12 protein-coding genes and 1 pseudogene are annotated in these 14,311 nt (G+C 73.9%); 2 read left to right on the plus strand and 11 right to left on the minus strand.

The genetic code is table 11. The features are described 5' to 3' along the window. The first annotated feature begins 23 nt into the window (after positions 1-23). Positions 24-1,484, plus strand: coding sequence for an MFS transporter (locus OG767_RS17390; protein ID WP_405089510.1), 1,461 nt, complete (start codon positions 24-26; stop codon positions 1,482-1,484). Between the two features lie 91 nt (positions 1,485-1,575). Here the strand turns inward: OG767_RS17390 and OG767_RS17395 are convergent, their stop codons facing one another. The 4 genes and pseudogenes from OG767_RS17395 to rho form a co-directional block, all read right to left on the minus strand. Then, positions 1,576-2,130, minus strand: a complete 555-nt coding sequence (locus tag OG767_RS17395; protein ID WP_405089511.1) for a hypothetical protein — start codon at positions 2,128-2,130, stop codon at positions 1,576-1,578. A gap of 438 nt (positions 2,131-2,568) precedes the next feature. Next, positions 2,569-3,294: a hypothetical protein gene (locus OG767_RS17400; RefSeq protein ID WP_405089512.1), complete on the minus strand. Its 726-nt coding sequence runs from the start codon at positions 3,292-3,294 to the stop codon at positions 2,569-2,571. A gap of 183 nt (positions 3,295-3,477) precedes the next feature. Then, positions 3,478-4,563, minus strand: a complete 1,086-nt coding sequence (locus tag OG767_RS17405; RefSeq protein ID WP_405089513.1) for a DUF3626 domain-containing protein — start codon at positions 4,561-4,563, stop codon at positions 3,478-3,480. Between the two features lie 75 nt (positions 4,564-4,638). Then, positions 4,639-5,718 (minus strand): annotated as a pseudogene (gene rho, locus OG767_RS17410) (transcription termination factor Rho); the annotation flags it as partial. Positions 5,719-6,079: 361 nt separating this feature from the next. On the opposite strand from rho, the gene OG767_RS17415 reads away from it, so the two are divergent. Further along, a complete protein-coding gene (locus OG767_RS17415) occupies positions 6,080-6,919 on the plus strand; it encodes an MEDS domain-containing protein (RefSeq protein ID WP_405089514.1) in 840 nt (279 codons plus the stop codon). A gap of 120 nt (positions 6,920-7,039) precedes the next feature. On the opposite strand, the gene OG767_RS17420 is transcribed toward OG767_RS17415, so the two are convergent. The 7 genes from OG767_RS17420 to OG767_RS17450 form a co-directional block, all read right to left on the minus strand. Further along, positions 7,040-7,669: an MBL fold metallo-hydrolase gene (locus OG767_RS17420; protein ID WP_405089515.1), complete on the minus strand. Its 630-nt coding sequence runs from the start codon at positions 7,667-7,669 to the stop codon at positions 7,040-7,042. Next, positions 7,666-8,754 carry an S-(hydroxymethyl)mycothiol dehydrogenase gene (locus OG767_RS17425; protein WP_107157809.1) on the minus strand — a complete coding sequence of 363 codons (1,089 nt, stop codon included), beginning with the start codon at positions 8,752-8,754 and terminating at the stop codon, positions 7,666-7,668. Before OG767_RS17425 ends, OG767_RS17420 begins: the two co-directional genes overlap by 4 nt. Positions 8,755-8,867: 113 nt before the next feature. Next, positions 8,868-10,145, minus strand: a complete 1,278-nt coding sequence (locus OG767_RS17430) for a nitrate/nitrite transporter (RefSeq protein WP_405089516.1) — start codon at positions 10,143-10,145, stop codon at positions 8,868-8,870. Then, positions 10,142-10,795, minus strand: a complete 654-nt coding sequence (locus tag OG767_RS17435; protein ID WP_405089517.1) for a GntR family transcriptional regulator — start codon at positions 10,793-10,795, stop codon at positions 10,142-10,144. Before OG767_RS17435 ends, OG767_RS17430 begins: the two co-directional genes overlap by 4 nt. A 79-nt stretch (positions 10,796-10,874) precedes the next feature. Beyond that, complete coding sequence (locus tag OG767_RS17440) at positions 10,875-11,726, minus strand: alpha/beta fold hydrolase (RefSeq protein WP_405089518.1); 852 nt, start codon at positions 11,724-11,726, stop codon at positions 10,875-10,877. Then, positions 11,723-12,748: an SDR family NAD(P)-dependent oxidoreductase gene (locus tag OG767_RS17445; protein ID WP_405089519.1), complete on the minus strand. Its 1,026-nt coding sequence runs from the start codon at positions 12,746-12,748 to the stop codon at positions 11,723-11,725. The genes OG767_RS17440 and OG767_RS17445 overlap by 4 nt, the downstream gene beginning before the upstream one ends. Then, the gene (locus tag OG767_RS17450; RefSeq protein ID WP_405089520.1) at positions 12,741-14,240 is read right to left on the minus strand and encodes a flavin-containing monooxygenase; all 1,500 of its coding nucleotides are present in this window, start codon (positions 14,238-14,240) and stop codon (positions 12,741-12,743) included. Before OG767_RS17450 ends, OG767_RS17445 begins: the two co-directional genes overlap by 8 nt. Positions 14,241-14,311: the final 71 nt, after the last annotated feature.

The following is a 14,311-nucleotide window of genomic DNA, read 5'->3' on the forward strand; positions in this document are numbered from 1 at the left end:
ATCGACGGTCTGTGGGGGGCACGATGAGTGGGGACCGGCCGTCGACGTCGTCGGCGGCGGACACCGGGTACGACGAGCGACGTCGCTGGCGGGCACTGAGCGTCGGCCTGGTCGCGGCGTTCATGACGCTGCTGGACGTCAGCATCGTCAACGTCGCCGTCCCGTCGATCGACCGGGCGCTGCACGCCACCCCGAGCGACCTGCAGTGGGTGCTGTCCGGGTACGCGTTGACGTTCGGCCTGGTGCTGGTGCCGGCCGGACGGTTCGGCGACGCGCGCGGCCGGCGGACCGCGTTCGTGGTCGGGGTGGGACTGTTCACGCTGACCAGCACGCTCGCCGGGCTGGCCACGTCGGCGACCTGGCTGATCGTCGCCCGGCTCGTCCAGGGCGCCGCCGCCGGCATCGTCAACCCACAGGTCAGCGGCATGATCCAGCAGCTCTTCCGGGGCGCCGACCGGGGGCGCGCGTTCGGGCTGCTCGGCGCCACCATCGGCATCTCCACCGCGGTCGGGCCGCTGCTGGGCGGGCTGCTCATCCAGCTCGGCGGCGCCGAGCACGGTTGGCGGTGGGTGTTCTTCGTCAACATCCCGGTGGGCATCGTCGCGATGGTGCTCGGCTGGCGGCTGATGCCCGCCCGGCCCGCCGGGCAGCCCGACCGGCACCGGCTCGACCCGGTCGGCGTGCTGCTGCTCGGCGCCGGGGTCACCGTGATCCTGCTGCCGCTGGTGCAGCGGGAGCAGTGGCAGGGGTCGACCAAGTGGCTGCTCATCCCGCTCGGCCTGCTGCTGCTCGCCGGCTTCGCGTTCTGGGAACGCCGGTACGCCCGGCACACCACACCCCTGTTCGACCTGCGGCTGTTCGGGCTGCGCTCGTACACGCTGGGTTCGCTGATCGGGCTGATCTACTTCGCCGGCTTCACCGCGATCTTCTTCATCTTCACGCTGTACCTCCAGATCGGGTTGGGCTACAGCGCGCTTGTCGCCGGCCTGGCGATCACCCCGTTCGCGCTCGGCTCGGCGGTCGCCTCCGCGCTGGGCGGGCGGGTGGTGACCCGGTACGGCCGGCCGCTGGTCGCGATCGGGCTGCTCGCCGTGGTGGTCGGGCTGGTCGCCACCGACCTGGTGCTGACCGGCGGACCGCACCAGCACGTGCCGCTGCGTACCGCGCTGCCGCTGCTCGTCGCCGGGCTGGGCAGCGGCCTGGTGATCGCGCCCAACCAGACGCTCACGCTGTCGGAGGTGCCGGTGCCGATGGCCGGCAGCGGCGCCGGCATGCTCCAGACCGGACAGCGGATCGGCTCGGCCGCCGGCATCGCGGCGGTGGGCGCGCTGTTCTTCTCCACGCTGGCCGACAACCGGGGCGACTGGTCGGTGGCGTTCCGGCACTCGCTGCTGCTCGCCGCCGGCATCATCGTGCTGGCGCTGGTCGCCGCCGTGGTCGACATCGCCGCCGGCCACCGGATGAAAGGCCGGGCCCCCCGTTAACGCCTCCGGTAGAGGAACGCGCCCCGCTTGACACCCACGGCGCACACGAAGGCCGGCACCCTCGGCGGGGTGCCGGCCTTCGCGCTCGGTCTTACTTGGTCCAGTGCTGGTTGACCAGGTCGGTGGCCTGCTTCTCCCACTGGGCGTACGCATCCGGGTAGGCGGACACCTGCACGGTCTGGGCGGCCTTGGTCAGCGGCATGTCCTGCCAGCCGTCGACCTGCTTCAGGCCCTTCAGGAACGCCAGGGTCGAGTACTCGGGGTCGGTGATCTGCTCGGGGGTGCCCCAGCCGGAGGAGGGGCGCTGCTGGAACAGGCCCAGCGAGTCGTGGTCGTTGCGGTCGCCGAGGTGGCCCAGGTTCTCCAGCTTCGACTCCTGCAACGCGGTGGCGATCGAGATGACCGCGGCCCGCTCGGGCAGCCCGGCCTTCTTCGTCGCGGCGATGATCGCCTTGACGTTGGCGGTCTGCTCGTCGTTGAGGTTGATCGTGGACTGCTCACCCTGCACGCTCGCGACCGCGACCGGCTTGCTGGCGGTGGCGGCGTGCGCGGACTCGACGTGACCGGCGATCGGACCGGCGAACACACCACCGGTGAAAGCCAGACCAGCAATACCCAGAACGCTCTTACGCAGCATCGTGTTCATCAGGGGGCTCCATTCGGGGGTCAACGCACCAGGGGGGGTGCGGGCACCGTCAGGCGCACAAGAAAAGTTCTGGCTGCTCGCGGGGCGGGGGCCTCGACGCGGGCGCCGGAAGACTGTGCAACGACCGGGGGTCCACCGTCATTCCCAGAGGGCTGGCGGGCGCTTGCCTTCCTCGGCCGTGCACCGGGATACAACGCCGCGACCCCCCGACCCATTCCACCGCCAGGGTGCCGCCCACCACCACCCAACCAGACAAACCGCGCTTCGGAAGCACACCACCGGCGCAACGGAGCGCCCGAGACCACACACGTAGCGTTCCACCCAAACGCCGCGAAGGGAACACCACGCGGCGTCCGAGCACTGTGCGGGCGTCGACCGGCCGCCGGACAGACGGACCGGCCGGCCCCGAATCGGGACCGGCCGGTCACGGGTGACGTCTCACCAGAGCTGCTGGACGATGTCCGCCGCCTGCTCCTCCCACTGCGCGTACGCGTACGGGTAGGCGGACACCTGGACGGTCTGCGCCGCGCTGGTCAGCGGCAGGTTCTGCCAGCCGCCGACGTTCTTCAGCGCGCCGAAGAACGCCTTGCTGGCGTACTCCGGATCGGTGATCTGCTCGGACGTGCCCCAACCGGACGACGGACGCTGCTGGAACAGGCCCTCCGAGTCGTGGTCGTTGTACGCGCCGAGGTGACCCAGGTTGTACAGCTTGGACTCCTGCAGGGACGTGGCGACGCCGATCACGGCGCCCCGCTCCCCCACGCCGGTCTCCTTGGCCGCCTGGACGATGGCCTTGGCGTTGTCGAGCTGCGCGTCGTCGAGCGGGATACGCGACTGCGCGCCCTCGACGCCGTGCGGCATGAGCTTCTCCCGCGCGGGCCGGTCGGCCTTGGTGGGCACCTTGTCGCTACCGGTGGTCAGGCCGGACGTGACCGCCTCGGTGGCGGTCTTCTTGCCGGTGGCCAGGTCGATGGCGGCCTTGGCGCCGGCGTGGGGTCCGCTGGTCACCGGCGCGGCGACGGCGGTGGGCGCGAAGGCCAGTCCGCCCAGGGCGGCCACGCCCGCGACGGTGAGTGCGGCGCGACGGTTCTGGGCGACGGCGGTGGTCCTCGCGACGGCGGTCTTCGCGATGGCGGGGAGCCATCGAGTGAGGTGCTGCTGCACGATGGTTGCCCTTTCGATCGTTACGACGCGCTCCGGGGTGAGCGCCCCTCGGGGGTGCCGGCACCGGTCGGGTGCCGGCATACCGGGGCACAACCAGGCCGGCCTGTCGGTCATTCCGGAGATGTCGGGTAGGCGCGGAGGCTGCGGTCCAGGTCACGCCACGAACACGGGGAAACGGGACGATCAGGCCGGCCCGCCGAAACGGACCAGGACGTGCCAGAGCTGCTTGAGGTGCTGCCAGGTCAGCTCCGCCGGGCCGCGGTCGGCCCAGCGGTGCGGCTCGCGTACCAGCGACGCGGCGGCCCGGCCGACCAGGGCGGCGTGCAGCGGCTCCCCCGGCCGGCCGAACTCGGCGTGCACGCGGACGGCAAGCGGCGGGATGTCCGGGCCGCGGAAGTCGGCGTCGACGCCGTCGACGGGCAGCTGGAAGCCGCAGTGCCAGCGCAGCGGAAAACCGTGCCGGCGGGCGAGCCCGGCGAGGCGGCGACCGGTCCCGGTGTCGCGGAACGACGGGTCGACCACCAGAGCCTCGACGTCACGGGCGAGGCTCAGCTCGCCGTGCACCTGGGCCTCGATGTAGTCGTCAAGCGCGCGACCGGCCCGCTCGGCGGCGCGCTCCCGGCGGGACAGCAGCGTCCGCAGCAGCGTGCCGGTGTCCATCCCGGACACGCCGAGGCTGACGCCGGTGCCGGCGGTGGCGACCAGCAGCGCGGCGAGGACCGGCTCGAAGACGGTGGCGGTGCCGACCTCGGTCGGCCCGAGATGACTGTCCCCGAAGGTGAACGTGGTCCGGGCCACCACCTCCGGACGCAGCCGCAGGTGGCAGGAGCCGAACCGGGGGCAGGCGCCGTCGGGATGGTCGAGCAGGTTGAGGCCGCCGTACTTCGGGCGCTCCGCGGCGGACACGCCCGGACGCTGGTACGCGCCGCCGAACATCGTCTCCTCCCAGCGGTCCCGGTCGCCGCCGGGGAACGCGGTGAGCCCGCCGTTGCCGATGCCGGTCTCGAACTGGCTGCGGTACACGCCCTCGTCGTCGAGCGCCTCGACCACCGTACGGCCGTCGCGCAGCAGCCGGTCGGGGTGGAAGTTGACGGTCAGCCGGCCGTACCCGGTGATCACCGCGCCGACCTCGTCGCAGCGGAGGTCGGCCCCGGAGCCGGCGAGGTGTTCCGCGATCACGGCGAGCGCGGCCGGGCGGTCCCGCAGCGCGACGCCGCGCACGTGTCGCAGGGCGGCGGACTGCGCGGCGGTCAGGGTCGGTCCGGGCATGCCGGCGAGTATCGCCGGGCCCGGTCCGGCGGGCCAGGGGAATTCCGCGAGGAAAGGGCTGGACCTGGGGTACGGCTACCGACCGGTCGTGCCGAGTCGGGCGAGCAGGTGCGCGTTGCCGCCGGTGGCGCCGAGCTGGCGCAGCAGGTGCTCCAGGGCGGCCTGCCGGTCCAGCGTGGACAACGCGGACCGCAACGCGCGAAGGCGTTGCCGTTCGAGGTCGGACAGCAGCGCCTCCTCCCGCCGGGTGCCGGAGGCGCGCACGTCGACCGCCGGAAACGTACGCCGGTCGGCGAGCCCTCGGTCCAGTTTCAGCTCCGCGTTGCCGGTGCTCTTGAACTCCTCGAAGATGAGCGTGTCGGCGGCCGAGCCGTTCTCCACCAGCGCGGAGGCCAGGATGGTCAGCGAGCCGCCCTCCTCGACCGCGCGAGCCGCCGCGAGCAGTTGTTTGGGCGGGGTGAGCGCGGCCACGTCGATGCCGCCGGAGAGCGTACGCCCGGCGGAGCGCACGGTGAGGTTGTAGGCGCGGCCGAGCCGGGTCAGCGAGTCGAGCAGCTCGACCAGGCGCTTCGCCCGCTCGATCGCCAGTTCCGCCACGGCGGTGTGGTCCCAGGGCGGGCGGTCGAACGTGGCGGCGACGACCTCGCCCTTGATCGACCGGGACATGTCGGTGACCTCCTCGGGTCGCTCGTCCACCAGCACCACCATCAGGTGGCAGTCGGGATGGTTGGTGGTGATCGCGTTCGCGATGGCCTGCAACACCATCGTCTTGCCGGCTTTCGGCGGTGACACGACCAACGCCCGCTGGCCCTTGCCGATCGGCATGACCAGGTCGATGACCCGGGTGGTCAGCACGTGCGGCTCGGTCTCCAGCCGTAGCCGCTCACGCGGGTGCACCGGGGTGAGCTGGTGGAAGTCGCGGCGCCGCCGGGCCGGCCCGGCGGCGAGGCCGTTGACGGTGTCCAGCCGGTCCAGCGGGACCGGCCGACCCGGGCGGGACTCGCCGGTCACCGTGCCGGTGACCAGGTCGCCGCGGCGCAGGCCGTGCCGGCGGACCTGGCCGGCGCTGAGAGTGACGTCGGCGGTGGACGGCAGGTATCCGTCCACCCGGAGCGTGTGGTGCCCGCCGACGATGTCGAGGACACCGCTGACGGGACGGTGCGCGGGGATCATGGGTGGCCTTTCGTCGGGAGTGGTGTCGGCGGACGCGGACACCGGGGAACGGCGCGGTTCGGGATCGGCCCGGCGCGGGCCGGGCGGTGTCACCGCGGCGGAGGAGCCGGCCGGTCGGACAGCCGAGCGGTGGAAAAGCCGGTCGGGCAGCCGAGCGGCGGAGAGGGCGGTCGGTGACCGGCCACAGGGGAGATGACGGACGACGGGCGGCTTCTGGCGCCGGCATCCGGGTCCACGAGCAGGCTAACCCGACCCGCCGCGGCGGGCAACCAGATCACCGGTGCCGCCGGGCCGGACGCTTCGTTAGAGTGAGGGCCCCCGCCGCATCGGGAAGGCCCGCACCGTGACTGCTACGACCGTGGTCGACCAGGTCGATCTGGGCGATCACGTCTGCTGGATCCACGACGACGACACCGACGCGCTGGAGGCCGTCGGTCGCTTCGCCGCAGCCGGTCTCCGCCGCGGCCACAAGGTGGTCTGTTTCACCGAGACGTCGACGCCCCAGGCGGTCCGGCTGCGGGTCGACGCCGTCGGGGTCCCCACCGAGACCGCCGTGGCGGCCGGGCAGCTGCGGATCCTGCCCGCCCTGGACGCGTTCCCGGGCGCCGGGCGACCCACCCCGGCCGCCCTGGCCGACACGGTCCGCCGCGAGGTCGACCGGGCCCGGCACGAGGGCTACCCCGGGGTACGCCTCAGCGGCGACATGGCGTGGGTGCTGCGGTCCGGCGTCAGCCTGGACGAGCTGCGACGCTACGAGCAGGCGCTGGCCCCGCTCTTTCCCGACGGCCGGGTCGCCGGCCTGTGCCTGTACGACCGCCGACGCTTCCCCGCCGAGCAGCTCCGCCTGCTCACCGCGGCCCACCCGGGCACCGCCGGGCCGCTCACGCCGCGCACCTGGTCGCCGCTGCTGCGTGCCTACCGGACCGGGGATCCGCCCGGGTTACGGCTGGTGGGGCAGGTGGATCGCAGCAACCGTGACGCGTTCGTGGCGCTGCTGGGTGAGCTGACCGCCCTGGCCGGCCCGGCCCCGGTGCTGGATCTGACGGAGCTGAGCTTCGCCGACGCCGGCGCGGCCACCGAGCTGGCGCGGGCCGGCCGGGCCAGCCGCACCGGCATCCGGCTGGTGGGATGCCAGCCGGCGCTGGACCGGCTGCTGCGCGTGTTGGACGGCGTGCCGGCCTGAGCGCCGCCACCGGCGCACCGCCCACCTGGACGAGCGGCACCGGTGGCCACCCGCCGGCCACGACCCGATGGTCAGGAGCCGGTGGCCACGCCGGTCGTCGAGGCCGGACGGGCGGGGTGCTCAGTGACCGCGCGCGATCCACTCGTCCAGGTGCGGCGCCTCCGCGCCGACGGTGGTGTCGTCGCCGTGCCCGGTGTGCACCACCGTCTCCGGCGGCAACGTGAGCAGGCGGGTGCGGATCGACTCGACGATCAGCCCGAAGTCGCTGTACGACCGGCCGGTCGCGCCCGGCCCGCCGGCGAAGAGCGTGTCGCCGGTGAAGACCACGCCCAGTTCCGGGGCGTACAGGCTGCACGCTCCCGGGCTGTGCCCGGGCGTGTGCAGGACCCGCAGCGTGGTGCCGCCGACGGTGACGGTCTGCCCGTCGGTGAGGTCGCCGTCCGGCGGCGTGTCCGGGTGGACCTGGTCCCACAGCACCCGGTCGGCGGGGTGCAGCAGCACCGGCGCCCCGGTGACGCGGGCCAGTTCGGGGGCGACCCGGACGTGGTCGTCGTGGGCGTGGGTGGCCAGCACCGCGAGCACCCGCCGGTCGCCGACCACCTTCCGGATGGCGGCCACGTCGTGCGGCGCGTCGACCACCACGCACTCGTGGTCGTCGCCGATCACCCACACGTTGTTGTCGACGTCGAACGTCTGCCCGTCCAGCGAGAACGTCCCGGACGTGACGGTGTGGTCCACGTGCGCGGTCACGGGAAGACCACCACCGAGCGGAGCACGTCGCCGTGGTGCATCCGGGCGAACGCGTCCTCGACCTGGTCGAGGGCGATCTCCTCGGTGACGAACGCGTCCAGGTCGAGCCGGCCCTGACGGTAGAGCTCGGTGAGCATCGGGAAGTCGCGGCTGGGCAGGCAGTCGCCGTACCAGCTCGACTTGAGCGCGCCACCGCGACCGAACACGTCGAGCAGCGGCAGCTCCAGCGTCATCTCCGGGGTCGGCACGCCGACCAGCACGACGGTGCCGGCGAGGTCGCGTGCGTAGAACGCCTGCTTCCAGGTCTCCGGGCGGCCGACCGCGTCGATCACCACGTCGGCGCCGAACCCGCCGGTGACCGCGCGGATCGCCTCGACCGGGTCGTCCTCGGAGGCGTTGACGGTGTGGGTGGCGCCGAACTTCCGCGCCCAGTCGAGCTTGCGGGAGTCGGTGTCGACCGCGACGATCGTCGTCGCGCCGGCCAGCGCCGCGCCGGCCACCGCCGCGTCGCCGACACCACCGCAGCCGATCACCGCGACGGAGTCGCCCCGGGTCACGTTGCCGGTGTTCATGGCCGCGCCGAGACCGGCCATGACGCCGCAGCCGAGCAGGCCGACGGCGGCGGGCCGCGCGGACGGGTCGACCTTGGTGCACTGCCCGGCGTGCACCAGCGTCTTCTCGGCGAACGCGCCGATGCCCAGCGCGGGCGTCAGCTCGGTGCCGTCGGTGAGCGTCATCTTCTGCGCCGCGTTGTGGGTGGCGAAGCAGTACCAGGGACGGCCGCGCCGGCAGGCCCGACACTGCCCGCACACGGCCCGCCAGTTGAGCACCACGAAGTCGCCGGGGGCCACGTCGGTGACGCCGTCGCCCACCTGCTCGACGACGCCGGCGGCCTCGTGGCCGAGCAGGAACGGGTAGTCGTCGTTGATGCCGCCCTCGCGGTAGTGCAGGTCGGTGTGGCAGACGCCGCAGGACTGGACGCGGACCACCGCCTCACCCGGCCCCGGGTCGGGCACCACGATGGTGGTGACCTCCACCGGCGCGCCCTTGCGCCGCGACACGACTCCCCGGACTTCCTGACTCACGGCAGTTCTCCTTCGTTCTCGGTCCCCCACCGAACCTACCGCCGATCATGACCGCCGGCGCAACGCCCGCCGATTGACGTGTCCGTTGGGCGGCGGCGGGGTCGTCGGCCCGCTCAGGCCGGCACCGCCACCGGCATCCGTTCGTCGGCCAACCGGCGGCGGGCGGCGTTGCGGTAGCGCAGCACCTGCACCGCCCCGAGCGCCCAGAGCAGGTACTGCACCGCGAACGCCCACCGGAACGCGGACAGCGGCGGGGTGTCCCGGCCGGTCGGGGTCGCCAGGTCGAGCACCACGCCGATGGCCAAAATCAGCAGGATGGAGGCGACGAACCCGCCGACGTTGACGATGCCGGTGGCGCTGCCGATGCGGTGCACCGGGTTGAACGTCCGGGCGTAGTCGAAGCCGATCACCGAGCCGGGGCCGTTGACCGCGAGCACCACGACCAGCGCGACCAGCAGCGCGTGCGGGGCACGGCCGGGCCAGAGCAGCACCACCGCCCAGACCGCGGCGGTGGCGGCGGTGATGCTGAAGACCAGCACCGAGCGGTGGAACGGGTGCCGGGCGCACAGGTGCGCGACCACCGGGCCGCAGACCAGCGTCACCACGGTCATCAGGGTGAGCAGCCCGGCCGCGGCGGTCGGCGTGAAGCCCTGCCCCTGCACCAGGAACGGGTAGCCCCAGAGCAGCGCGAACACCGAGCCGGAGAACTGGGCGACGAAGTGCGTCCACAGGCCCAGCCGGGTGCCGGGCTGCGCCCACGCGTCGGCGAGCTGCCGGCGTACCGCCGCCGGGCCGGGCGCCGGCGCGGCGACGTGCGCGGCGTGCGGGGTGTCCCGGACCACGACGAGGATCAGCAGCAGCACGGTGCCGCCGAGCGCCGCCGCGGTCAGGAACGCCGGGGCCCAGCCCGCGTGGTGCAGCAGCGCCACCAGGGGTACGGCGCCGAGCACCGCGCCGAGCTGGCCGATGGTGCCGGTGAGCTGCACCAGCAGCGGGTTGCGCCGGCCCGGGAACCAGAACGCCACGATCCGCAGCACGCTGATGAACGTCATCGCGTCCCCGAGGCCGACCAGCACCCGGGCGGCGACCGCGAGGCGGACGTCGGTGGCGACCGCGAACACGAGCTGCCCGGCGACCATGAGCGCGCCGCCGGCCAGCAGCAGCCGGCGTGACCCGTAGCGGTCCAGCAGCACCCCGACCGGGATCTGCATGGCCGCGTAGACGGCGAGCTGGGCGACCGAGAAGGTGGCCAGCGCGGCGGCGTTGATGCCGAAGCGGTCCGCCGCGTCGACCCCGGTGACGCCGAGCGAGCTGCGGTGGAACACGGCGGCCACGTACGCGGTCACGGCCACCGCGTAGATCAGCGCGGCGGGCCGGCGGGCGACGGTCACCGGAGCGTCCCGAGCATGGCGGCGGCGGAGTCGATGTGCCCGGCCACCGCGTCGCGCCACACCGCCGGGTCGTCGCCGTCGAGCGCGGCGAGCTGGGCGGCGTGCTCGGCGAGGGCGACCTCGGCCCAGCCGGGCGAGAGCCGGAAGCCGGCCTCGCCCATCCGCAGTTGCCGGTCACGCAGCCGGTGGTACAGCTCGGTCAGGATCTCGTTGCCGGCGGCCGCCACGACCGCCGCGTGGAAGGCCCGGTCGGCGGCCATCAGGGCGGTGAGGTCCCCGGCGGCGTGCGCCCGGCGCATCTCGTCGAGCCGGTCGGCCAGCTCGCCGCGGAGCGCGGCACGGCGCGGCCACACCCGCTCGGCGGCGTGCAGCTCCACCAGGCGGCGGGCCTCGATCACGTCGGCGGTCTCCCGGGCGGACACCGGCCGGATCAGCGCGCCGCGTTTCGGGTAGAGCTTGACCAGGCCCTCCGACTCCAGCCGCAGCAGCGCCTCCCGGACCGGGGTACGCGACACCCCGGTCGCCTCCGCGATCTCCCCCTCGCTCACCAGTTGGCCGCCGGGGTAGATCTGCTCCAGCACGGCGCGCTTGAGGTGGCGGTAGGCCCGCTCGGCCGCGGACCGGCCGGTCCCGGTGCTGGGATACGTCATGTATCTATGATGTGCCGGGCCGCTCCGGAGTCCCTGGCGGTGTGTCGGATGGTGGCCTGGACCACGCCGGGCCGGAGCGTCACCCGCCGGGCGACGCCCAGAAGTCGCGCAGCAGCGCCGCCACCTCGACGGTCCGCTCGATCTGCGGCATGTGCCCGGTGTCGCGGAACAGGTGGCTGCGCGCCCCGGGCAGCCGGGCCCGGGCGTACGCCAGGTGCACGGCCGGCAGGATCAGGTCGCGCTCGCCCCAGACCAGCAGCGTGGGCAGGTCGAGCGCGGCCACCGCGTCGAGCAGCTCGGCGCGCCAGCGGGGGCGTACCCCGCGCCATGTCCCCAGGTCGCGAACCAGCTCCCGCATCACCCGGGCCGCGTGCGGCTGCCGGGCCACCGCGAGCGCGGTGGCGATCCGCTCCTCGGTGACGTGGGCCGGGTCGACGAAGATGGCGCGCTCGGTGCGGCGGGCGATCGCCGGGTGCGGGCGCAGCAGCAGCCGCGCCAGCGGGGGCACCGCCAGCAGCCGCAGCGCCACGGTCACCTCCCGGCCGAAGCCGGCGCTGTTGAGCAGTGCCAGGCCGGCCGCCCGGTGCGGCGCGTCGGCGGCCAGGCGCATGGCCACCGCCCCGCCGAGTGAGTTGCCGACCAGTTGGGCCGGGCCGGTGATCCCGGCGGCGTCGAGGAACCCGGCGACCGCGCCGGCCAGGGCGGGCAGCGTGTGCGGTCCGGGCAGCGGCGCGGAGCCGCCGTGGCCGGGCAGGTCCACGGCGAGCACACGGTGGTCGCGGGCCAGCGCGGCGTGCAGCGCGGTGAAGTCGTCGAGGGTACGGCCGATGCCGTGCAACAGCACCACCGGCGGCCCGTCGCCGGTGATCCGGCAGCGCATCGGCAGACCGGCCACGGTGTGCTCGTCGGCCGGTGGCAGCCCGACCGTCACGCCAGGCGTCCCGGCTCCCGCCCGACCGCACCGTCGGCAACGGTCGACCCGGCCGCGTCGGCGGCAACGGTCGGCACGGGCGCGTCGGCGGCAACGGTCGGCACGGGCGCGTCGGCGGCAACGGTCGGCACGGGCGCGTCATGCGCACCGACCGGCGGGGCGGTCGGTGCCGGGCGGGGCGCGGGCACCCGGGCGGGTCGCGGGCGCATGCCCAGGGCCAGCACCCGGCCGTACCCGGCGGGGGCGAGGCGACCGAGCAGGTCGGGCAGCTTGGCCGACCAGCCGATCAGCACCCGGCCGCGCCGCCGCTGCGCGCCACGCAGGATGACCTCGGCGGCGACGGCCGGGTCGATGGTCAACAGCTTCTCGAACTGCCGGCGGCCGACCGCGTACTCCTCCAGGCAGACGCCGCTGCCCACCCGCGCGCTGGCGACGATGCGGGTCCGGATGCCGCCCGGGTGCACCGAGGTGACGCCGATCCCGTCGTCGACCAGCTCGTGCCGCAGCGCCTCGGTGAACCCGCGCACGGCGAACTTGCTGGCCGCGTACGCGGTCTGCCCGGCCGGGGCGATGAGACCGAAGAGGCTGGACACGTTCACCAGGTGGGAACCCGGCTCCGCCTTGAGCGAGGGCAGCAGCGCGTGGGTCAGCCGCACCACGGCCCGGAAGTTGATCTCGATGACCCAGAGGAACTCGTCCAGCGTCACCTGGTCGAACCGGCCGCCCAACGCGACGCCGGCGTTGTTGATCAGCAACCGGATCCGGGGATGCGCGTGGTGGATCTCGGCGGCGACCCGGTCGGTGGCCTCGGCGTCGGCGAGGTCGACCACGTAGGTGTGGATCTCCCGGGCCAGGTGCCGGGCCCGGATCGACGCGACCACCGCGGCCAGCCCGTCGGCGTCCCGGTCGAGCAGGACCAGGTCCGCGCCGCGTCGCGCCAGGCCTTCGGCCAGCGCCGCGCCGATGCCGCTGGCCGCGCCGGTGACGACCGCGGTGCCACCGGGAAAGTCGAGATCACGCATCGGTACCTCCGGAGGCGGCCACGGCCGCGGTGGCCGGCGCGCCGGCACGGGCGAACCGGACGCCGTCGGTCAGCGGCCCGTGCCGCATCAGGCGTACGTCGCGAGGATAGTTCTGGTGCAGCCGCCACGGCGCGCGCGGGCCCTGCTTCGGCAACTGGTCGACCGCGCGCAGCACGTACCCGGACTTCAGGTCGATGATCGGCACGAGATCGTCGGTGTCCGGGGCGAGCGGCGTGACGATCTGCTGGCCGGTGTCGTCGAGGTGGCGCAGCAGCCGGCAGACGTACGTGGCGACCAGGTCGGCCTTCAGCGTCCAGGACGCGTTGGTGTAGCCGATCGTCATGGCGAAGTTCGGCACGCCGGAGAGCATCATGCCCTTGTAGGCGATGGTGGCGGCGAGGTCGATGTCGACGCCGTCGACGGTCAGCGTCATGCCGCCGAGCGCCAGCAGGTTGAGGCCGGTGGCGGTGACCACGATGTCGGCCGGCAACTCGTCGCCGGAGGCGAGCCGCAGGCCGCGCTCGGTGAACGTGTCGATGGTGTCGGTGACCACCGACGCCCGGCCCTCGGCCAGCGCGGTGAACAGGTCGCCGTCCGGCACCACGCACAGCCGCTGGTCCCAGGGGTCGTAGCGGGGCGAGAAGTGCCTGTCGACGTCGTACCCGACCGGCAGTCGACCCTTCGCGGCGCGGCGCAGGAACCGCTTCACCAGGCCGGGCGCCCGGCGGCTGAGCTGGAAGTTCGCCACTCCCAGCGCGACGTTCTTCCCGCGCGCCACCGCGTACGCGGTGCGCGGGGGCAGCCAGCGCCGCGCGGCCTCGGCGAACCTGTCGCGCGACGGCAGCGCGATGACGTACGTCGGGGAGCGCTGGAGCATGGTGACGTGGGCGGCCCGCTCGGCCATGGCCGGGACCAGGGTCACCGCGGTGGCGCCGCTGCCGATCACCACCACCCGCTTGCCGGTGAAGTCGAGCCGCTCCGGCCAGTGCTGCGGGTGCACCAGCGTGCCGGCGTACCGCTCGACGCCCGGCAGCCGAGGCGTGTAGCCCTCGTCGTAGCGGTAGTAACCGGAGTTGGTGAACAGGAAGCCGCAGGTGATCGTGGTGTCCTCGCCGGTGTCGTCGCGGCGGGCGTACACGGTCCAGCGGGCGGTGGCGCTGTCCCACTCGGCGCGGGTGACCCGGTGGTGGAAGCGGATGTGCCGTTCCACGTCGTGCTCGCGGGCGGTCTGCCGGACGTACCGGCGGATCGACTCACCGTCGGCGATCGCCTTCGGGTCGGTCCACGGCTTGAACGAGTAGCCGAGCGTGTACATGTCCGAGTCGGAGCGGACGCCCGGGTAGCGGAACAGGTCCCACGTGCCGCCGATGGCGCCCCGGGCCTCCAGCACCGCGTAGGTCTTGCCGGGGCACTCGCGTCCCAGGTGGACGGCGGCGCCGATGCCGGACAGGCCGGCGCCGACGATGAGAACGTCGACGTGGTCGGAGGCCATGGCTTCTCCCGTTCTCCCGCGGTGACCGGACCCTATCCACCGCCCCGGACCCCGGTCAACACCCTGTCGAG

It is taken from the genome of Micromonospora sp. NBC_01392 (assembly GCF_045040125.1).
In the GTDB taxonomy this organism is placed as follows: Bacteria; Actinomycetota; Actinomycetes; order Mycobacteriales; family Micromonosporaceae; genus Micromonospora.